We start from the raw sequence: 20,837 nt of genomic DNA, 5'->3' as shown, positions 1-20,837 counted from the left end.
TGAATAAGAAAAGGGTTCACAAAAAGTTGGAATTTGGAATTTAAAAATATTGGAATTTCCCCTATGAGTATGGCAAAAACAAAAAAGCCTCAGATTTCTCTGAAGCTTTACCTAGTAGCGGGAACAGGACTCGAACCTGTGACCTTCGGGTTATGAGCCCGACGAGCTGCCTACTGCTCTATCCCGCGTTGTTTCGGGTGCAAAGATACGCCCATTTTTGAGAAATCCAACGAAAACTTAAAAAAATGTTTTATTTTCTGTATTGAGTTGATATGACTACCTTTGCACCCAAGACCTTTGGGTCGAACCGTACGGAATAAAATTAAATAATACACAAATGTCACATAAAGCAGGTTTTGTAAACATCATCGGGAATCCAAACGTTGGAAAATCAACATTGATGAATGCCTTTGTTGGAGAAAGATTATCGATCATTACATCAAAAGCACAAACAACACGCCATCGTATTCTTGGAATCGTAAATGGTGAGGATTTTCAACTTATATTATCGGATACTCCAGGGATCATCAAACCGGCTTATGAAATGCAGGAATCGATGATGAACTTCGTGAAGTCAGCTTTTGAAGATGCAGACATTCTGGTTTATATGGTCGAAATAGGGGAGCAGGACTTAAAAGACGAAGCTTTCTTTAATAAAATCATTCACGCTAAAATTCCGGTTTTGTTATTGTTGAATAAAATTGACAATTCAAATCAGGAACAATTAGAAGAGCAAGTAGCATTTTGGACAGCAAAAGTACCAAACGCGGAGATTTTCCCAATTTCGGCTTTGCAGAATTTTAATGTACCTGAAGTTTTCTCGAGAATTATTGAGTTGCTTCCGGAATCACCTGCTTATTATCCAAAAGATCAATTGACAGACAAACCGGAACGTTTTTTTGTAAACGAAACCATCCGTGAGAAAATCTTATTGAATTACAGTAAAGAGATTCCATACGCAGTTGAAATTGTGACAGAAGAATTTTTTGAAGATGAAAAAATCATCAGAATTCGTTCGGTAATTATGGTGGAACGAGAAACACAAAAAGGAATTATCATTGGACATAAAGGAGCAGCTCTTAAAAAAGTAGGTATGGATTCCCGTATCGATTTAGAGAAATTCTTCGGAAAACAAATTCACATTGAACTTTATGTTAAAGTGAATAAAAACTGGAGAAGCAACGCGAATATGTTGAAACGATTTGGATATAATCAATAAGGAGTTTTTTTGTTTCAGGTTTCAAGTTTCAGGTTTGAGGTTGTGAAATGTGAAACTAGAATTTCTTGTGTATTTTGGACTAGCCCTGATAGTAGTGGAAATCCTTTTGTGAGCTTCTTTAGCGAACAAAAGATTGAAACGGATAGCAGGAATCAGCTCCTGAGAGAATAAATTATTTTGTTTTTTTAGTTTCAAGTTTCAAGTTTTGGAACGTTAACCTGAAACCTGAAACCTGAAACTAAAAAAAAACAACAAAAACCACAGCAAAAAAGTTAGATAGTGACTTAGCCACTTTTTTAACTACCTTTGCAAAAAATTAAAATACAGTATTTTGGATTTATAAGAGTTGTGATTTTGGGAAACCGGAATCTAAAATCTAAAGTCCGGGATCTAAAATAAAAAAAGATGAATAACATTGTTGCGATAGTAGGAAGACCTAATGTAGGGAAATCAACCCTTTTTAATAGGCTGATACAAAGAAGAGAAGCTATTGTAGATTCGGTTTCTGGGGTTACCAGAGATAGAAACTACGGTAAAAGCGAGTGGAACGGAAAAGAGTTTTCTGTAATTGATACCGGTGGATACGTTCGCGGAAGTGATGACGTATTTGAAGGTGAAATCCGTAAACAAGTAGAGCTTGCTATCGATGAAGCTGATGTTATTATTTTTGTAGTAGATGTTGAGGAAGGTATTACACCAATGGATGAAACGGTGGCTAAATTGTTGCGTAAAGTAACTAAGCCTGTTTTATTGGCTGTAAATAAGGTTGATAACGCTATGCGTGAGAAAGACGCGATTGAGTTTTATAATCTTGGTTTAGGAGATTATTTCACTTTCGCCAGTATTTCAGGAAGCGGAACGGGAGATTTGTTAGATGCTTTAATTGATGCATTTCCGGAGAAACCAGTAGTTGAAGTTACCGAAGAGTTACCACGTTTTGCTGTTGTAGGACGTCCAAACGCAGGTAAATCTAGTTTTATCAACGCTTTAATTGGTCAGGATCGTTATATCGTAACCGATATTGCAGGAACTACCCGTGATGCGATTGATACTAAATTTGACCGTTTTGGTTTTGAATTCAACTTGGTAGATACGGCGGGAATTCGTCGTAAAGCGAAAGTTAAAGAAGATTTAGAATTTTATTCTGTAATGCGTTCGGTCCGTGCGATCGAGCATGCAGATATTTGTATATTGGTTATTGATGCGACCCGTGGATTTGAAGGTCAGGATCAGAGTATTTTCTGGTTGGCAGAGAAAAACCGTAAAGGGGTTGTAATCTTGGTAAACAAATGGGATTTAGTAGAAAAAGATACTATGTCGACAAGAGATTACGAAGAGAAAATCAAAAAAGAATTAATGCCTTTTACAGATGTGCCAATTTTGTTCGTTTCGGCTTTGACGAAACAACGTTTATTGAAAGCATTGGAAGCTACAGTTCAGGTTTTCGAAAACAGAAAGCAAAGAATTGCAACGTCAAAATTCAACGAATATATGTTGAAAGTGATCGAGGCTTATCCACCACCGGCAACAAAAGGAAAGTATGTGAAAATTAAATATTGTATGCAGTTACCAACTTTAACACCTCAGTTTGTGTTTTTTGCTAACATGCCACAATATGTTAAAGAGCCATACAAGAGATATCTTGAAAATAAGATTAGAGAAAATTGGGATTTCGCAGGAGTTCCGATTGATATTTATATTAGAGAAAAATAATATACAAAAGTAAATAAGTGTTAAAAATATAAAAACCCTTATATATGTTTAGTTTATAGGTTTTTTTTTCATTCTGTCTTTTTGTTGTTTATGCTTGTTCATTGGCCTATTCAAAAAGTGGCGAGAAAAGTGTAGTAGAATATGGGGATAAAAAAAAATCAAATAGATGCAGACGCTCGCAGTGGAAGGATTACATTATGGAGTAAAAATTCTGATGGGTTAACTTTTGTCCAACCTAAACGAGTAATTAAAATGATAGAGAATTTAAAAGGAATCAAGGATAATTATAATCAATAAAGTTAATTTTGAGTTTTATGAATTACTTAAGATTTTAAGATAGGTAAATTACATATAATTAAAAATAAAAAAATAGGCTCCATTCATTAATTGAATGAAGCCTATTTTTTATTATCTATTAATTAATTTCTTATTCGTTTTCTGTAAGGGGTATAACAACATCAGTCTGAATAACTGAATCAGGGTCAATAAGAGGAATAATGAGTCCACTAATTTCTGTTCCTTCGGTTTTTGCATGCAACATACCACGTGCAGCACCAATTGCTACGACAAGCATAATTTTAGTGGTTTCTAGGGGAATTATAAAAGTTTTTTCTTTTTTATTATAAAGCTTGTCAAAATCTTTTTTTTCAGCTTTAAAATGTGCTCCCGCTTCAATAACAAGAAGCTCTTTGTCGTCTTTTGTTACTTCAAATCTAAAAAGACAAGCTAGCATCAATTGTGAAGGTTCAATACCTAACTGTACTGAATTGTTCATTTCTATTTCAGATTTTTTAAATGCAGAAGGCAGGTGTTCTGAATAAAAAAACTGCTCTGTGGTGAGCTTTAGTAATGATACTTCGAGTTTCCTACGTTTAGCCATTTTGGAGTCGAGTGTTTTTGAAAATTATAATTGCTTTTTTGGTAAATAGGTGATGAAATAAATGGCTGTTGTCTGGCAGTCCATGTGATAGTCACCACGTGTTTTTTAGGGCTTAATTCAGGAATTTCTATTAATTTTATTCCTAACACTTTTTGAATCTTGAATATAGTTGTAATACTCAAGTTTTCTCTTGATCTTAACAGTTTTGAAACATATTGCTTTGATACATTTAGTTCATCTGCTAGTTTTGATTTTTTCCAGCCCAGTTCTTCAAGTCTCATTATGATTCTCAAAGAAAGTTCAAATAAGAAATCCTCAGATTCCTCGTTATCCAATTGAAATTGAAACTTTTCTTTCCATGAATTATCAAAAGTTGTTTCTTCAATAAGCTGTTTTAGCTTTTTATTTTCCATAATAATAAATTAGTCATTGAGATTGCACAAATCAATTTGATCGTCATCCCCAGACCTTAAAAATTCCTCGGCCTGTTTAAGTTTCAATAGTTCCTCCTGCAAATGCGTTGGAGACATATCTCTTGTCAGTTTAATACCTCCACCAGTAATTACAAAGGTGTTTTTAGAGCAGCGAATAGCATAAATTCTCAGCCAGTTATGATTTAATAAGCCTTTGCCTTTATCCCATTCAAATTTTCCAATTTTACCATTTGTTAATGGCTTAAAATAATCTGAGAGATATTTAAAATCGTTGCTTTCTCCATTCGCGATATTCAGAATTGTTTTTTGTACATCTTTTGCTTGCGCACGAGTGTCACGAATGGCTCTTTCAATATCAATACCTCCCCAAGCATCGCACTTTAGATCAGTTAGATTGGCTTTAAAAAATTTATTTAACCAATATGGATCTCCCCAATTATTAAACAGTTTTTCAAATTCATTTTTTTTCTCCCCATCATATTTTACGGAATATAATATATCTGGTATTAAACCTTCAAGTTTAAATTTACGATTTTCAGCCATAAAAATCAACTTATAGGTTTATTTATTAAGCAAATATATTTAATTAAATGACATACCAAACATTTTTAGTAGAAACATTTCAATCTTTTCACAATAATACTTTAATGATTTCATTCCTCCAATTATATGAAAAGGAGCTTAACAACAGTGTACAAGATGGAAATTAAACTTGAAAAATTAATTATAGAATTATATCTCATTAATTGCATAATCATAAACTTGGAATTTTAAGTGATTTGAAAGTCAGTTAAAAATAATTGTAATTTTTTGTAGCCTATTTGTGTTTTTATTTTGTAATTATTTGATTTTCAATTTTTATATTAGAGAGAAATAAAATTTTCTTTTTAAATAAGATAAAAAAAAAAGCAACCTTTCAAACTTTGAAAGGTTGCTTTTTTAGTTTAATGCAAAAGCATGTTTTACGGTTGGTTTTCATCATAGAAGAAAAGTTGTTCTAATGCTGGACTTCCGTCAGAGTCGTCAACATCCCCATTATGTTTTCTGGTCGAAGAAGCCAGTTTTAGGGTATAGGTACATCGTGTCAGGTTATTATTCGGTGGAGCGTTGAGCGGTGAATTGTCTTTTATTCGTTTTAGTAATACAGAGTCTATTACTCCATCTGAAATGTACCTGTTTATAGTATAACTGTTATTATTTAAATGCAAACTACCGGAAGCTAAATACGGGTGATAAAGCGTGTATTTGGCATTTATTGTACCTTTTATTGGACTGCAAAGCGTACTTTCTTCAAGCTCTTTAATGGCCAATTTTCTATAGATCGGATTGTTGTTCATGACAATAGAATTAAGCGTTTTTCCATCGCCTTCAATTATTCCAAAACTATTTGCAGCTTTATCAATTACTTCTCTGATTTCAAAACGAATGGCAAATTTCTCGATCAGAATATCGTTTGCTGCAGGAATTGGTTGTCCGGCACTAAAGAGGTCCGGTACATTCGGTGCATTGGTTAATTCTGCTGTATTGATAGAAATAAGTGTATCTTCTTCAATGACATTATATAAATCTAAATCTGCTAGGGTTAAACCATTGGCAATCAAAGTTCGTTCAATCGCATGGTTGACATCAAACCAGCCATCTGAATCAAAATCACTTTGAGCGCTGTCTACAAAAATATCATCAAGGTATAAAATAGGTATTTTTCTGGATAGTTTAGAAACGGTACTCGGAACAAATAGGTTGTTGTCCAATTTGCCGACAATTTTTGTGAAGTTGTCTTTATCTACAGGAGGTGTGTTATTTAGAGCTGTTACATCACTAACTCTGAATCGGTATTCGATTGGGTTTCCGGCTATTGATTTTAAGGCCGCCTGACCTGTTAATCTGATGATGGAATGCAGGACATGTTTACCTGAACCGGCAAAACCTTCAGCGTCAAAGGCGTTGGGACCTAATCCGTAAGAAGCAGTGAACTGAGATCCAATTCCTGCCCATGCACTTGGGAAAGAAACTCCGGGATCTGTTACCTTTACTTCAGAACATAAAGTCACACACAAACAGTATCCGACATTTTTGCGTGCATTGGCTTTGGTCTCTTTAACTAATTTTGTGCCTCCCAGTTCAGCTTTAAAATAAACATCGGGACCACTTTTGAAAGAAAGAAAAGAGGGGTCAGTTTCGATGTTGAACCACGGCGATAAAAAAGTCTTTTTGAAGTCGGCCGAAGAATAATCAATTCTAAAGTGTCCGTGAGAATCAGTTGTTGCGGTTCCTAAGGTATCATCAGTAAGAAGATCAGCATCCATTGCGATTACTTCTGCGTTGGCAATTGGAGTATTTGTTTCACAGTTCATCAAATGCCCACAAATCGTCCAGGCATCAAAAAAGTGACCTCTTATATAACACCACCATTTATGTGCTATAGTATACCTCCATCTGTAAGTTTGGTCTTTTTCCTGTTTTTCAAGTTCAGACTGCATTGAGATAGAAGTAAGGTGAAATTGTATAATTTCATCTCTTTTTGGTTTTGGAAATTTGAACGGTACAGTTCCGCAAACAAAATCAATATCGTAATCACCAACTACAAATCTTTCGTCCAATTCAATTTCAAAATTCCCATTCTCATCTGTTTTTTTTCTGGTGATAAGTAATTGCTCTCTTTGTTTTACCTCTTCTTTAGAAACAAAACGGAATGTTTCTTTTAGATTTGCATTAGCGGCAACAGTTTCTTTTCTGTACGGATGATACAGTAAAATTTCAACGTCAGAGATAGACTCCAGACAGTCTTCACATATAAATCCTCTTAAGGAACCTTTAAAAATATTTTTCATGATAATGCGTTTTAAATTGCTTACTCTAATCAGTTTTGACTTTTCTGTCCTGCTCTTTTCAGGATTTTCTGAATTCTCCTTATTTTCTTTAATTACAGATAACAAAGGTTTTGTATTTAGATGTAAAAGAAGTCAGGAGAAAGACTGTTTTTGCAGGGGCATATTTCCCCTTTTTTTGTGTTTTGAAATAAAAACGTACCCAATTGCAACTAAACCTTTTTGTGTTTTTAGAGTCTTATTGTTATAATTAAAAGCCTTATGATTAAATTATATTCTTTTGTTTTGCTCTTGCTTTGCTGTTATACGGCTAATGCACAGAATGATATTGTTGTGAAAGGAACTGTTATTGACATCAATACGCAGTTGCCTTTGGAATTAGCGACGGTTTATTTTACGACCGTTAGAGATTCTACAGTAATTGAATATACTACAACCGATAAAAATGGTTTCTTTAGTCTGAACATTAAGAAATATGATAAGCCTGTTTTTTTAAAGGTGAATTATATTGGATATCAAACTTATTTAGAGGAACATAAAGGACTTACCGAAAGCAAAGACTTCGGAAAAATATACCTGCTTGAAAGTGTCAATGCGCTTAATAATGTAGTAGTGAAAAATGAGGCACCACCAATTACCATTAAAAAAGATACATTGGAGTTTAATGCGAATTCTTTTAAAGTCCGCCCGGATTCTAATGTTGAGACTTTACTAAAACAATTACCCGGTTTTGATGTAAATAACGATGGGAAAGTTACCGTCAACGGAAGAGAAGTAACGCAGTTTTTGGTTAACGGAAAAACCTTTTTTGATAAAGACGGCGCAATTGCTTTGAAAAATTTGCCAGCAGAAATCATAAAAAAAGTTCAGGTTTCGGATTTTAAAACCAAAAAAGAAGAATTGTCAAAACAAGAATCTACTTCGGATTATTCGAGTATTAATTTGACAATTGATGAGAAAAAAAACAAAGGCTACTTTGGGAAAATACTGGGAGGTTACGGTTCTGATGAGCGCTATGAAAGTAGTCTGATGATGAATTTTTTCAATAATAAACAGAAAATAAGTGTTTTGGCTTCTTCGAATAATATTAATTCGACCGGATTTTCGATGGATGATGTATTTGATAATATGGGCGGAGGAAGAAACAGTAACGGAAGAAACGCCAACAACAGCTCCGCCAGTACCAGTAAAGGAATTACCCAATCTAATCTTGCCGGAATAAACTATTCTGATGATTGGTCTGAAGAATTAGCGGCAATGGGAAGTTATAATTTCTCGAACTCCAATACTACAAACAACAGTAAAGCCAATCAGATTAGTTTTTTGCCAAAAGGAAATATTCTGACGGCATCTGACGCTACTACAAGAAATGAAAATACGGGAAACAAAGCTAATTTCGAATTGGAGTACAAAATCAGTCCTACGATGCGACTTGTTGTTGTGCCGAAATTAAATCTAACCCAATCGGACAATACTTCTAATTCGACCAGTTTTTCTGAGGATGAAAATGGGCAGGCTTTAAATCAAAGTAGTTCAGAATCTAATAGTAAAAATGAGAACACTAATTTTTCAAACGGTATCAATTTTAATAAAACCTTCGAAAAAGAAGCGCGAAATTTCAGTGTGGTTTTTAACAATAATAATACAAAGAGTGACGGGAATGTTTTAAACCGTTCTGAAACCATTTTTTATCAGGGCGACAAACCCAATGACGAACGAAACCAGAATAGCAAGAACAATGTTACTACGGATTCTTATACGGTTGATTTGGAGTACACAGAGCCGATAACGGACTCCTTAAGAATCAGATTTGGTTCTGATTTTGATTGGGAAAAGACCGTAAACGATAAGAATACGTTCAATTATAATGCAAGTACCGATTCGTATTCGGACTTAGATTTGTCTTTGACCAATTATATTTCTTCACGTCAGAACAGTATTAGTCCTAAGTTTGGAATCACCTGGCAAAAGAGGAAATTTACGCTTAATTTGAATTCTCAAACTTCCATTATCGATTATGATAATCATTCCTTATACTTAAACAAAGCGACCGATTTAAACAAAAAATATGTATTGCCTTTTGGGAATTTGCAGCTTAGATATAAATTTAGTCGTTCTAAAAATCTGACTTTTAGATACGATTATTCCAACGCACTTCCAACGGCAACGCAATTATTACCGGTTATAGACCTGTCCAATCCATTGAACAGTATTATTGGAAATCCGAATCTGAATCCGATAGAGAAAAACAGTGTGAGCGTCAATTTCAGGAATTTTGATTTCCGTACCCGTTCGGGGTATAGTGTGTTTGCTAAGACAGATTATTATAACAATGATGTGGTTACTACTTCAGTTTATGATGACAGTGGTAAACGAAACACTACTTATGCAAACATTTCGGGAACGTACACGACTTCTGTTGGCGCAAATTGGAATCAATCTGTGAAAAAGGATGCCAGTGTGCTACGATATGGGTTAGCATTAAACTCGAGCTATTCTTTTGACAAAGGATTTACAAATGCGGTGATGTATGAAGCAAGATCAATTGGAATTATACCAAAAGTATATTTAAGTTATGAATATGGAGATGTGATTACCATAGCGCCATCTTATGATTTGTCTTATAATGAAACAAAATATAAGAACTATTCGAGAGAGGCTACTTCAAATGTAATTCACAAAATTAATTTGCAGACCACGACATACTGGCCAGCCAATTTGATTTTTGGAAATGACTTTGGATATACCTATAATTCTAATATTTCAGACGATTTCAAGAAAGATTTTTTCCTTTGGAATACCAGTTTGTCCTATGGTTTTTTCGATAAAAAAATGTACCTGAAAGTAAAAGTGTACGATGTTTTAAATCAAAATCAAAGTGCTACAAGAACTATTTCTGCAACCTCAATTCGCGACGAAGAGAATACCGTTTTAAAACGATATTTAATGTTTTCTGTAGCTTATAAAATTGGAAATTTTGCTGCTAAAGAAAAAAGAGGCGGGCGAAGAGAAAGAGAAATGTAGTGTATTAAGCTTTAGTTTTGCGATTAATTTTATGATAAACCGTAAATCGAATAATATCGCGATCGTAAAAATCAACACCGCTGGCACGTCTCTGGAAGCTTTTCATATAACCCAATTCTAATCCGATGTTGGGGTTGAAATGATAACGTAAGGCAGCGTAAATTCGATTTTGATCGAACGTATTTCTCTTATTGTCTTTTCCGTAATTGAGTAAAATTTCGTCTGAAATAGTCCCTTTCAGGTTGCGTTTGTCTTTTTCCCAAAGCGTAAAAGTAGATTGCAGTCTGTATCTGAACCGCCACGAAAAAGAAAAATCATCCAGTAATTCTGTTCTGCTGGCTTTCTGCATAAAACGTTCCTCAATCTGAAAGCGATTGTGGAAAGTGATTTTCGCTATATCATTGATTAAAGTAATATCCTGCTGGCCTCTGTATTCCGGAACCGAAAAATTAGGATCAATACGCGGATCTTGTGTATTGACATTAAAATAGGCAAATCCACCGCCTAAATCGATTGTTTTATTGGCTCTGTAACGCCCCTGTACACGGACAACAAAAAGATTTTCATGAATGGGATTGACAAAACTTCGATTGTCCAGTTCCGTATGAATGGACCATTTTTCAGTTAAAGGAAAGATATTATAGTACCGAATCCAGGTCAGGGTTTGTTGATCCGTTTTTTTCTGAGCCTGCAAAAAGGGACTTGTGAGGCTTAAAAAGAGCACTATTCGGAGGATTTTCATCTAAGCTGTATAAATTCAGGCTGCGAATATATATAAATCAGAGCGAATTTATAGAATTTAAGATCGTTTTTTAAATTTGCTTTAAAAGTAATTTTGTGATTTTCAACAACTTTTTTAATAAAAAAACGAGACCTGCTACTTAAAGCGGGCCTCGTTTTGGTATCTATTCCATCTAAATCTATGTTTCTATGTGTTAAAAAAAAAGCAACAGGTTACAGCATGATCACTTTATAAAGAATATTTCAAAGTGATTCCGTACGTTCTCTGGTCACCCAAAACACCAGCATATTGTCCGGTATTTCCTCCTGCAGGTAATAATTGCTCATAATAATCCTTATTTAAAAGATTACGTCCCCAGAAATGTACCGATAGACCATCAGTAGCACGGAAACCTAAACGAGCATTAAAAATAGCATAACCTTGTACCACTAAGTATTTCGAAGCAGAAGGACTTGATGAAAATTCAGAACGAGCGTAAGAATCTAAGGCTAGAAACACTTTACCGGCATTTCCGAAGAATTTTGCATTGTCGGAAAGTTCCCCTCCTAAAGATCCTGCCCATCTGGATGCGCCCGGCAGATCAGTTCCGGACACATCTTTATAAGCAACCGGAGCTCCCGTTTCCTCTAATGGAAGTGGTGCATTGGTAAACTTAACATATTTACCATCAGTATACGTAGCCGCTCCGTTAATCGTTAAGTTTTGATTTACTACAAAACTGGCGTCCAATTCTACACCTCTTACACGAACTTTATCCGCATTGGCAAGATAACCTCTGTTTACCCCCAATTCAGCAGCCTGAACATTGGTTTGGAAGTTTCTGATATCGGTATTAAAGAAAGTCACGTTAAAAATCGAGTTCTTAAATGGAGAAGTTTTTACACCAACTTCATAATGATTTACCTCTTCCGGTTTAATTACGGCAAGATTAAGTAAGGGCTGACCAGCTGAATTGGTCGGAAGTCCGGCAACATTCACTCCAACCGGTTTGTAGCTTTTTGCAAATGTAGCATAAGCATTGATTTTGTCCGTAGCTTTATAAGACACTGTTATATTTCCGGAGAAATCGGTATCATCTGTATTTGATGTGAAGGCTTGGTCGCTGTAAACTTGTTTTTTCAAAGCAAGCAATGCAGGATCGGTAGTCTGAAGTCCTCCGTAAGTAGTACGAGTATAATCAGCATCTTTTTTGTCAAAGTTGTAACGTAAACCTGGTAATACATGCAGTTTTTCGGTTACAGCCCAGTCTAATTGTCCAAAAACAGCTGCACTGGAAGATCTTATGCGAGCATCTGTTTTGATTCCGTATCCTTCAAAAAGACCCGGAGTTTTCCATAACGGACTTGTTGAGCTTTGTGAGAATCTCCATTGTGCATTTCCGGATTCTTCAGTACCATTGGTTTTTGAAGTTTGATCAATAAAAAAGACCCCTACAACACCGCTCAATTTTGAGCTAAGTTGTCCTGCATAACGTATTTCTTGTGTGAATTGTGTTTGTCTGGTTGGGTTTTGTGATTTAGCAAGTACTTGTAATCCTGTGAAATCCCTGTCGTTTGAAGGATCCCAGTTCCAGAAACGCCAAGCTGTTGTAGAAGTAAGTGTTCCTCCTCCGATTTTGGTATCAACATTAAGAGAAACACCTCCTAAGTCTTGTCCGGAACGCCACGGCGTATCATGATCTATTCTACGATCAAATGCATTCTGACTTGGAAGCTGATAATTTAAATCGGCAATAATAGCATTAAATTGGCGGTATGGAGCTCTTTGAGTAGGGGCAACACCCGCTACAACCTGCGCATATCCGTCAGGACGCTGTGTTGTAATATCTGCTGCTAGTGTAATATTTGTATTTGCTGTCGGAGTATACAATAATTGACCTCTAATTCCTTGGTTGTTTAAGGTATTTGTAGCTCTTCCAGTGGCAACATTATCGATTAAACCGTCACGTTGTGTACCTGAAAAAGACAAACGACCGGCTATTTTTTGACTTAAAGCTCCTGTTATAGATGCTTTGGCTTGCAAAAAGGCAAAATTCCCGTAACTAACTTCAAAGTCTGCACCCGAAGTAAAACTTGGTTTGCGGGTCGTAATGTTAAAAGCTCCCGAAGTGGTATTCTTTCCAAACAATGATCCCTGTGGTCCGCGCAATACTTCGATTTGTTCTACATCGATAAAATCCAGAGTAGTGGCTGCCGGACGGGCGTAATAAACACCGTCAACATAAAAACCAACTCCCGGATCAATTCCATCATTAGTAAGACCAAAAGGAGACCCCAAACTTCTGATGTTGATTCCTGTATTTCTTGGGTTTGATGAGTATAATTGTACTGATGGTACAAGTTCTTTGATACGATTGACATTAAAAGCGCCTGTTTGCTCTGCTTGTTTACCGGTAATTACCGAAATAGCAATCGGTACATCCTGTACTTTTTCGATACGACGTCTGGAAGAAACAACAACTTCTATAAGTTTGTTTTCTTCGTTTAGTGTTACCAATAGCGGAGAGCTTGGTAAAGTTGTGATAGCAAATTCAGCAGTTGTATAGCCAACGTATTGAACTAATAACGTCAAAGGAAGTCTTCCCTGACTGTCTATGCTGAATTTTCCACTGGCATCGGTAGTAGTATTAAAAGTAGTTCCTTTTATGACCACATTAGCGGCTGGTAAAGGTATGTTTTCATCTGTTGTTACCACACCTTCTATGTTTTGTGCGAAAGAGATGGAGAAAGTTAAAAAGGATAGTATTGTAAGTATATTTTTTATAGTAGTTTTCATTTTTATATTAATTATATGTGATTAGTAGAATTTAAATTAATTTTTTTTTACCAACACATACACATACAAAAAGAATTGTTTTTCACAGTAGTGAATTGACTATTTCTATTTTTTTGCAAAAAACTTTTTGATCCACCTGATCGATTCGAATGTACTTTCATAAGGTTTTAATTTTGGACTGGTTTGCTAATTTTTTCTGCAAATATATATAAATTCTATAAAAATAGTCGAATTTAAAAAATATTTTTTTATTTCTTCACCAGTGAAGCGATAGTGATCCCTTCCATAGCTTTTAAAGTTTTGTCTCGAATAAGGACTAAACCATGATGTAAGCTGCATTCTGACTCTGTTTTACAATCAGAACAAGGTTCGTAAAAGTTTAATGAGGCACAAGGTAAAAGTGCAATGGCGCCGTCAAATAAACGGTGAATTTCGGCCAAAGTAATATCGTTTTTAGATTTTATCAAATAATATCCACCAAATTTTCCCTGCTTACTGCTCACAAAACGTCCTCGTTTCAGATCCAATAAAATCTGTTCTAAAAACTTTTTAGGAATGTTCGCTCCATCAGCAATTTCTATTGTTTTAGAAATGTGATTTTCGTCTTGTTCTGCTAAATAAAGTAAGGCCTTAAGGGCGTATTTTGCTTTATGTGATAACATTTAAATTGAATTATTAATTGTAAAATGTGACTTGTAAAATGTAACCAAAAATATCTTTTCAAAAAACCTGAAACCTGAAACCTGAAACTTGAAACTTCAAACCGACTCCAGTTCCCGCGACTTAAAACTGCGACTTAAAACTGCGACTGCGACTAGAACCCGCGACCAAAAGTCTACCATCCTCCGCTAGATCCTCCACCGGAGAAACCTCCGCCTCCAAATCCACCGCCGAAACCGCCACCTCCGCCTGATGATCCACCACCGAAGCCTCCGAAACCGCCTCCTCCGCTACTGCGACCTAAGCTGCTCAGAATAATAACGTCCATAAGGCTAGGGCCTCCACCGTTATTGCCTGAATTTCCTCCGCCACCTCTTTTGTTTCTGGAGATCAAAAATAATACAATTACAACAATAACAATAAAAGGGAGGATAGGAAAATTTTTTCCTTTTGATTGTTGCTTGCGTTCACCTTTGTATTTTCCTTTAAAAACATCAAATAAAGCGTCAGTTCCTTTGTCAAGTCCGTTGTAGTAACTACCTGCTTTAAATTCGGGAATAATAATATTTCTGATAATTTCACCACCAATTCCAGCAGTCAGACGATCTTCTAAACCATAACCTGGATTAATGGCAATTTTTTTCTCTTTTTTGGCTAATAAAATAATAACACCGTTGTCGTCTTTTGCTGTTCCGCCAATTCCCCATGTTTGTCCCCATTTTGTAGCGAGCTGACTAACATCTTCATTTTGTAAACTTTCTATGGTAATCACTACAATTTGAGTAGTGGTAGAATCTGAATACCGAATGAGCTTTTGTTCTAACTGTGTTTTTTCAGTTGCACTCAGAACGTTTGCATAATCGTAAACAGAGGTTTGAAAACTTGGTTTTTCGGGAATAGTAAATTGGGCAAAAACACAATTAACGGTAAAAAAAGCGATTAACAGAAAGGATAAATGAAAGATTCCTTTAGAATTTGAAGTTTTATTTTTGGAAATATTCATTGTTTATCCTTTTGAGATTTCGTTTGATAATTCGTTAGTATCGTCAGCCAATCGTGGAAAATATTTTTTTAATTGTTCTCCGGCGCTTAAAATGCCATCGACAATACCTTGTTTGAAGTTTCCGGATTTAAATTGAGTGACCATAATGTTTCTGGTCGAATCCCAAAAGTCTGATGATACAAGGTCATTTATACCTTTATCTCCGCAAATGACAAAATTTTTATCTGCCACGGCAAAGTAGAATAAAACACCATTTTTAAGTTGCGTTTCATCCATTTTTAATTCGTGAAAAACTTCTAAAGCCCTGTCAAAATGGACTTTAGAAGTAGTTTGTTCTATATGTACTCTAATTTCGCCCGAAGTATTATTTTCAGCCATACCAATAGCTTCAACAATTTCTTGTTCTTCTTTTTTGGATAAAAAATCTTCTACTTTTGACATTTGAGTTATTTTAGAGTTTAGATTGTTGATTTTAGATTTTAATTAAATCAATAATCAAAATATTGGGTCTTTTTAGAATTTTACTTCAACCGGTTTCTCAGCACCTGCAACAGCTTGGAAGTATGGTTTTTCTTTGTATTCACCTAAAAACCATTTGTTCGGAATAGATAAAATATAACCATTGTACTCCTGAACTGATTCGTTAAAACGAGTTCTTGCTGTTAAAATTTGGTTTTCAGTACTCGCTAATTCATCTTGTAATTTTAGGAAATTTTCATTTGCTTTTAAGGTTGGATATTGCTCAACAGAAACTAATAATCTTGATAAAGAAGAAGACACACCACTTTGTGCTTGGTTGAATTGAGACAATTGCTCCGGAGTAACATTACTTGGGTCAATAGTTACTGAGGTTGCTTTTGCACGCGCTTCGATAACCGCTGTCAAAGTCGATTTTTCGAAATCAGCTGCACCTTTTACCGTGTTTACTAAGTTTCCGATCAGGTCATTTCTTCTTTGGTAGGCAGTATTCACATTTCCCCACTCTTTATTAACAGCCTGGCTGTATTTTAATCCGGTGTTTTTAATTCCAATTGACCAAAAAGCTATAATAGCAACCAGTACTACAATAATTCCTACGGGGATTAACCATTTTTTCATATTTGTTTCGATTTAAATTTGTGTTTTGTTTTAAAATGCTGTTATAATTCGTTCTTAATTTCTGTTAATTGTATTTTTATCGACTCTAATTTACGTATTATTTCGAATTTATCTAATGTTTTCTTTTGGCCTTCTTTCAAATGGATTTTGGCGCCTTCGAGTGTAAAACCACGTTCTTTTACCAAATGATAAATCAATTGTAAATTGGTAATATCATCCGGAGTAAACATTCTGTTGCCTTTAGCATTCTTTTTGGGTTTCAAAATATCGAATTCACTATCCCAAAAACGGATCAAAGAGGCATTGACATTAAAAGCTTTGGCAACTTCGCCAATGCTGTAATATCTTTTATCTTTAGAAAGTTCAATATGCATGATTTGTATTTTTCTATTAGTACTTCAAACTTACTACTTTTTACAGTATTAATCTAATGACTGGTTTTCCTGATTGGCCATGTGTGAAATGGCAACATATTCTACTGCCGAAATATTTCCGTAATAAAAATTCAAAGGATTTACGACTTTACCATCTTTATGAACTTCATAATGACAATGTGGTCCTTCTGATCTTCCGGTGCTTCCAACGTAACCAATAATGTCGCCTCTTTTAACATGTTGTCCGGGTCTGCAGTTGTATTTGCTTAAATGTGCATACAAACTCTCATATCCAAAACCGTGCCTGATGACTACATGATTTCCAAAACCTGACGCCGTATTGTCAGCTCTGGCGATTACTCCATCACCCGTTGCATAAACAGGAGCACCCGTATTAGCGGTGAAATCCATACCGTTATGCATTTTTCTCACTTTCGTGAAAGGATCAATTCGATATCCAAAACCGGAAGCAATACGTTTCAAATTTTCATTTCGGACTGGCTGAATGGCAGGAATTGCCAATAACAAATTTCCTTTGGCACTAGCCAATTTTAAAATTTCATCCAATGACTTGGATTGGATCGCCAGTTGTTTGGAGAGTTTATCAATTCGTTTGGTGGTATTCAATACCAATTGCGAATTGTTATATCCTTCTAAGTCTTTGTATCGATTGAGGTCTCTAAAACCTGATTTTCGTATAGAATCCGGAATTTCCGCTTTATTAAAATAGACTCTGTAAATGTTGTTATCCCGATCTTCTAGTGCTTCTGTTACCTCATTAATTTCATCCATTTTTTTATTCAAAATCGAATAATGTAACTTCAAGTTTTCAATTTCACGTGTCTGTAGGCGATCTTTTGGCGTTTCGAAATAAGGAGTGTTGAGTAGAAGAACAAAAATTAAAAATCCAAACAGCGCTGAAGCCAGCAAAAACAGTAATGCATAACCAATTTTGATTCTCTTTCTGGTTTTTATTTTCGTATAAGCCAGATTTTCTGAGTCGTAATAATATTTTACTTTCGCCATATTTTAAAATACCCTATTTTTGCAGCTTGTAAAATAGTTAGTGGAACAAATTTAATAAATGTTTCAGTTGTTCCCCGCTTTTTTTCAAGAATTAAAGAAATCAATTAGATAATTAGATAATGTGGTAATTGGATAATTTATTGTTTGGAATGGTAAATTTTTAATTTTAAATGAAGCATTATTAATTGTTTTATTATCTAATCGACACAGTATCAAATTGACACATTTTCAAAATATCGCATTAATAAAAATATGAAATCACAAGACGTACGTAAACAATTCCTAGACTTTTTTAAGAGTAACGGACACTTAATTGTTCCATCTGCTCCAATTGTACTTAAAGACGACCCAACCCTTATGTTCAATAACTCGGGAATGGCCCAGTTTAAAGAGTATTTTTTAGGGAATGGAACGCCAAAAAGTCCGAGAATAGCCGATACGCAAAAATGTCTTCGTGTTTCAGGAAAACACAACGATCTTGAAGATGTAGGTTTTGATACCTACCATCATACCATGTTTGAAATGCTTGGGAACTGGTCTTTTGGAGATTATTTCAAAAAAGAAGCCATCAATTGGGCTTGGACTTTATTGACAGAAGTTTATAAAATTCCAAAAGAAAATCTTTATGTTTCTGTATTTGAAGGAAGCAAGGAAGACAATGTGCCATTTGATCAGGAGGCTTGGGATATTTGGAAAACATTAATCGACGAGGACAGAATTATTCTTGGAAACAAGAAGGATAATTTCTGGGAAATGGGAGATCAGGGACCATGCGGACCATGTTCAGAAATTCACGTTGATTTACGTACTGAAGAAGAAAAAGCACTGGTTACAGGAAAAAGTCTTGTAAACAATGATCATCCACAGGTAGTTGAAATCTGGAATAATGTATTTATGGAATTCAACCGTAAAGCGGATGGTTCTTTGGAGAAACTTCCTGCGCAACACGTAGATACCGGAATGGGATTTGAGCGTTTGTGTATGGCATTACAAGGAAAAACATCCAATTACGATACAGATGTGTTTACGCCACTTATTGAAAAGGTAGAACAAATCACAGGTTTAAAATACACACCGAATGATGTCGCTCTGAGCGGAGTCGAAGAGAGTGAGGAACAGAATAAAACTAATATTGCGATTCGTGTAATTGTAGATCACGTACGTGCGGTTGCATTTGCTATTGCAGACGGACAATTGCCATCAAACACAGGAGCGGGTTATGTAATTCGTAGAATCTTGCGTCGTGCGATTCGTTACGGATTTACGTTCTTAAATACAAAAGAGCCGTTTATTAATAAATTGGTTGAAGTTTTAGCGAATCAGATGGGAGAATTTTTCCCTGAGATAAAAGCACAACAACAATTGGTTACCAATGTAATTCGTGAGGAAGAGGCTTCTTTCCTTAGAACCTTAGATCAAGGATTACAATTGTTAGACAAAGTAGTTTCTGAAACAAACGGAAAAGAAGTTTTGGGAGCTAAAGTTTTTGAATTATACGATACGTTTGGATTCCCAAAAGATTTAACAGCTTTAATTCTGAAAGAAAAAGGGTATTCGTACAACGAAGAGGAGTTTGAAAGTGAATTGCAAAAACAAAAAGCGCGTTCACGTGCAGCATCTGAAGTTTCAACGGAAGACTGGAATGTTTTAATTCCCGGAAATGTAGAAACTTTTGTAGGATATGATCAAACGGAGAATGAAGTAAAAATTACCAGAATTCGTAAAGTCGATTCTAAAAAAGATGGAATTCTTTATCAAATCGTTTTAGACAACACTCCATTTTATCCCGAAGGAGGAGGACAGGTTGGTGATAAAGGAATCTTGGTTTCTGCAAATGAAACGATTGAAATCATCGACACCAAGAAAGAGAACAATCTGATTTTGCATTTTGCAAAACAATTGCCGGAGAATATTGAGGCTGGTTTTACAGCAAAAGTAAATACAGATTTAAGAACGTCAACGTCCAAAAATCACTCGGCTACGCATTTGATGCATTTGGCTTTGAGAAGTATTTTAGGAACGCACGTAGAGCAAAAAGGGTCATTGGTAAATCCAAATTATCTGCGTTTTGACTTCTCGCATTTCAGCAAAGTTTCTGATGCTGAATTACGTCAGGTTGAGGCGAGTGTAAATGCTCAGATAGAAGAGCAATTGCAATTAGTTGAACACAGAAATATTCCGATTCAGGAAGCTTTGTCAAAAGGTGCAATGGCTTTGTTTGGAGAGAAATATGGCGATAATGTTCGTATGATTGAGTTTGGTGACAGTAAGGAGTTATGTGGAGGAATTCACGTGAAAAATACTGCTGAGATCTGGCATTTCAAAATCATTTCAGAAGGAGCGGTTGCAGCAGGAATTCGTCGTATCGAAGCGATTACGGGTGATGCTGTGAAGAATTTCTATGAGAATCAAGAAAATACGTTAACGGAGATAAAAGAGGCACTTAAGAATCCACAAGATGTTTTAAAATCGGTTGCTACGTTGCAAGATGATAATGCTAAGCTGAAAAAACAAATTGAGCAATTGCTTAAAGAAAAAGTTGGCGCTTTAAAAACCGAGCTGGAGAAAGATTTTCAAGTAGTAAACGGCGTAAATTTCCTTGCCAAACAAGTAGATTTAAGCATGGCTTCTACGAAAGAACTAGCTTCAGCTTTAGGAAGTTCAAAAGCAGATTCGTTTGTGTTTTTAGCTTCAACAGAAGACGGTTTGCCAAATATTCACTGTTATATAGCTAAAGAATTAGTAGCAAGTAAAGGTTTGAATGCAAATGCTGTTATTAAAGAATTAGGAAAGTATATTGAAGGAAATGGAGGAGGACAACCTTTCTTTGCATCCGGAAAAGGTAAAAATACAGCTGGAATTAAAGAGGCTTTAGCTAAGGCGATCGAGTTTGTAAAATAAGTTTTTTTTTTTTTTTTTTGAATCTCGCGAAGTCGCGGAGTCGCAAAGTTTTATAGAGCTTGGCGTCTTTGCTACTTTGCGAGATTTTTGTTAAGTAGCTATTATTTCAATAGTGCTCTTTTATTTTTAATACTAAAAAGTAAGTTTTTTCTGTGTATTT

General features: G+C 35.3%; 16 protein-coding genes and 1 tRNA gene. 4 read left to right on the top strand and 13 right to left on the bottom strand.

Annotation, left to right across the window (positions count from 1 at the left end; translation table 11 throughout):
- Nucleotides 1-115: 115 nt before the first annotated feature.
- A tRNA-Met gene (locus AB674_RS15380) sits at nt 116-188 on the bottom strand.
- Between the two features lie 149 nt (nt 189-337).
- Between AB674_RS15380 and era the strand changes: the two genes are divergently transcribed.
- Both era and der read left to right on the top strand, forming a co-directional pair.
- A complete protein-coding gene (era, locus tag AB674_RS15375) occupies nt 338-1,219 on the top strand; it encodes a GTPase Era (protein WP_047778007.1) in 882 nt (293 codons plus the stop codon).
- A gap of 405 nt (nt 1,220-1,624) precedes the next feature.
- A complete protein-coding gene (gene der, locus AB674_RS15370; RefSeq protein WP_047778006.1) occupies nt 1,625-2,932 on the top strand; it encodes a ribosome biogenesis GTPase Der in 1,308 nt (435 codons plus the stop codon).
- A gap of 427 nt (nt 2,933-3,359) precedes the next feature.
- Here the strand turns inward: der and AB674_RS15365 are convergent, their stop codons facing one another.
- The 4 genes from AB674_RS15365 to AB674_RS15350 form a co-directional block, all read right to left on the bottom strand.
- Nucleotides 3,360-3,812, bottom strand: a complete 453-nt coding sequence (locus AB674_RS15365) for a hypothetical protein (RefSeq protein ID WP_047778004.1) — start codon at nt 3,810-3,812, stop codon at nt 3,360-3,362.
- On the bottom strand, nt 3,776-4,225 hold the full coding sequence (locus AB674_RS21945; RefSeq protein WP_053004290.1) for a helix-turn-helix transcriptional regulator: 450 nt from the start codon (nt 4,223-4,225) through the stop codon (nt 3,776-3,778). Before AB674_RS21945 ends, AB674_RS15365 begins: the two co-directional genes overlap by 37 nt.
- A gap of 9 nt (nt 4,226-4,234) precedes the next feature.
- The gene (locus AB674_RS15355) at nt 4,235-4,789 is read right to left on the bottom strand and encodes a hypothetical protein (RefSeq protein ID WP_047778003.1); all 555 of its coding nucleotides are present in this window, start codon (nt 4,787-4,789) and stop codon (nt 4,235-4,237) included.
- A 419-nt stretch (nt 4,790-5,208) separates the two neighbouring features.
- Nucleotides 5,209-7,077, bottom strand: coding sequence for a hypothetical protein (locus AB674_RS15350; RefSeq protein ID WP_131701551.1), 1,869 nt, complete (start codon nt 7,075-7,077; stop codon nt 5,209-5,211).
- 258 nt (nt 7,078-7,335) lie between these two features.
- Between AB674_RS15350 and AB674_RS15345 the strand changes: the two genes are divergently transcribed.
- The gene (locus AB674_RS15345) at nt 7,336-10,098 is read left to right on the top strand and encodes an outer membrane beta-barrel protein (protein ID WP_047777999.1); all 2,763 of its coding nucleotides are present in this window, start codon (nt 7,336-7,338) and stop codon (nt 10,096-10,098) included.
- Between the two features lie 4 nt (nt 10,099-10,102).
- On the opposite strand, the gene AB674_RS15340 is transcribed toward AB674_RS15345, so the two are convergent.
- The 8 genes from AB674_RS15340 to AB674_RS15305 form a co-directional block, all read right to left on the bottom strand.
- The gene (locus AB674_RS15340; protein ID WP_047777998.1) at nt 10,103-10,840 is read right to left on the bottom strand and encodes a DUF2490 domain-containing protein; all 738 of its coding nucleotides are present in this window, start codon (nt 10,838-10,840) and stop codon (nt 10,103-10,105) included.
- Between the two features lie 228 nt (nt 10,841-11,068).
- Nucleotides 11,069-13,615, bottom strand: a complete 2,547-nt coding sequence (locus AB674_RS15335; RefSeq protein ID WP_047777995.1) for a TonB-dependent receptor — start codon at nt 13,613-13,615, stop codon at nt 11,069-11,071.
- Nucleotides 13,616-13,863: 248 nt separating this feature from the next.
- Nucleotides 13,864-14,277, bottom strand: a complete 414-nt coding sequence (locus AB674_RS15330) for an RrF2 family transcriptional regulator (RefSeq protein ID WP_047777994.1) — start codon at nt 14,275-14,277, stop codon at nt 13,864-13,866.
- Nucleotides 14,278-14,450: 173 nt separating this feature from the next.
- Entirely contained in the window at nt 14,451-15,278 is an 828-nt protein-coding gene (locus AB674_RS15325) for a TPM domain-containing protein (RefSeq protein WP_047777992.1), read from the bottom strand.
- Nucleotides 15,279-15,281: 3 nt separating this feature from the next.
- A complete protein-coding gene (locus tag AB674_RS15320; protein WP_047777990.1) occupies nt 15,282-15,719 on the bottom strand; it encodes a TPM domain-containing protein in 438 nt (145 codons plus the stop codon).
- A gap of 72 nt (nt 15,720-15,791) precedes the next feature.
- Nucleotides 15,792-16,376: a LemA family protein gene (locus tag AB674_RS15315; RefSeq protein ID WP_047777989.1), complete on the bottom strand. Its 585-nt coding sequence runs from the start codon at nt 16,374-16,376 to the stop codon at nt 15,792-15,794.
- 41 nt (nt 16,377-16,417) lie between these two features.
- Nucleotides 16,418-16,750, bottom strand: coding sequence for a MerR family transcriptional regulator (locus tag AB674_RS15310; protein WP_047777988.1), 333 nt, complete (start codon nt 16,748-16,750; stop codon nt 16,418-16,420).
- A gap of 48 nt (nt 16,751-16,798) precedes the next feature.
- Nucleotides 16,799-17,776 (bottom strand): M23 family metallopeptidase, encoded by a 978-nt coding sequence (locus tag AB674_RS15305; protein ID WP_047777986.1) that lies wholly within the window; start codon nt 17,774-17,776, stop codon nt 16,799-16,801.
- 252 nt (nt 17,777-18,028) lie between these two features.
- On the opposite strand from AB674_RS15305, the gene alaS reads away from it, so the two are divergent.
- Nucleotides 18,029-20,677 carry an alanine--tRNA ligase gene (gene alaS / locus AB674_RS15300; protein WP_047777985.1) on the top strand — a complete coding sequence of 883 codons (2,649 nt, stop codon included), beginning with the start codon at nt 18,029-18,031 and terminating at the stop codon, nt 20,675-20,677.
- Nucleotides 20,678-20,837: the final 160 nt, after the last annotated feature.

The sequence above is a fragment of the Flavobacterium sp. ABG genome (assembly GCF_001027725.1).
Lineage (GTDB): Bacteria > Bacteroidota > Bacteroidia > Flavobacteriales > Flavobacteriaceae > Flavobacterium > Flavobacterium cupriresistens.
This window is presented reverse-complemented; position numbering and strand designations above follow the sequence as displayed.

Excerpts from the sequence above, each read along its gene's own strand:
- AB674_RS15315 (WP_047777989.1), bottom strand. The coding sequence starts at position 16,376 with ATGAAAAAATGGTTAATCCCCGTAGGAATTATTGTAGTACTGGTTGCT.
- AB674_RS15325 (WP_047777992.1), bottom strand. The coding sequence starts at position 15,278 with ATGAATATTTCCAAAAATAAAACTTCAAATTCTAAAGGAATCTTTCAT.
- der (WP_047778006.1), top strand. The coding sequence starts at position 1,625 with ATGAATAACATTGTTGCGATAGTAGGAAGACCTAATGTAGGGAAATCA.
- AB674_RS15345 (WP_047777999.1), top strand. The coding sequence starts at position 7,336 with ATGATTAAATTATATTCTTTTGTTTTGCTCTTGCTTTGCTGTTATACG.
- AB674_RS15320 (WP_047777990.1), bottom strand. The coding sequence starts at position 15,719 with ATGTCAAAAGTAGAAGATTTTTTATCCAAAAAAGAAGAACAAGAAATT.
- AB674_RS15355 (WP_047778003.1), bottom strand. The coding sequence starts at position 4,789 with ATGGCTGAAAATCGTAAATTTAAACTTGAAGGTTTAATACCAGATATA.
- AB674_RS15350 (WP_131701551.1), bottom strand. The coding sequence starts at position 7,077 with ATGAAAAATATTTTTAAAGGTTCCTTAAGAGGATTTATATGTGAAGAC.
- AB674_RS15305 (WP_047777986.1), bottom strand. The coding sequence starts at position 17,776 with ATGGCGAAAGTAAAATATTATTACGACTCAGAAAATCTGGCTTATACG.
- era (WP_047778007.1), top strand. The coding sequence starts at position 338 with ATGTCACATAAAGCAGGTTTTGTAAACATCATCGGGAATCCAAACGTT.
- AB674_RS15330 (WP_047777994.1), bottom strand. The coding sequence starts at position 14,277 with ATGTTATCACATAAAGCAAAATACGCCCTTAAGGCCTTACTTTATTTA.
- AB674_RS15310 (WP_047777988.1), bottom strand. The coding sequence starts at position 16,750 with ATGCATATTGAACTTTCTAAAGATAAAAGATATTACAGCATTGGCGAA.
- AB674_RS15335 (WP_047777995.1), bottom strand. The coding sequence starts at position 13,615 with ATGAAAACTACTATAAAAAATATACTTACAATACTATCCTTTTTAACT.
- AB674_RS15365 (WP_047778004.1), bottom strand. The coding sequence starts at position 3,812 with ATGGCTAAACGTAGGAAACTCGAAGTATCATTACTAAAGCTCACCACA.
- alaS (WP_047777985.1), top strand. The coding sequence starts at position 18,029 with ATGAAATCACAAGACGTACGTAAACAATTCCTAGACTTTTTTAAGAGT.
- AB674_RS15340 (WP_047777998.1), bottom strand. The coding sequence starts at position 10,840 with ATGAAAATCCTCCGAATAGTGCTCTTTTTAAGCCTCACAAGTCCCTTT.
- AB674_RS21945 (WP_053004290.1), bottom strand. The coding sequence starts at position 4,225 with ATGGAAAATAAAAAGCTAAAACAGCTTATTGAAGAAACAACTTTTGAT.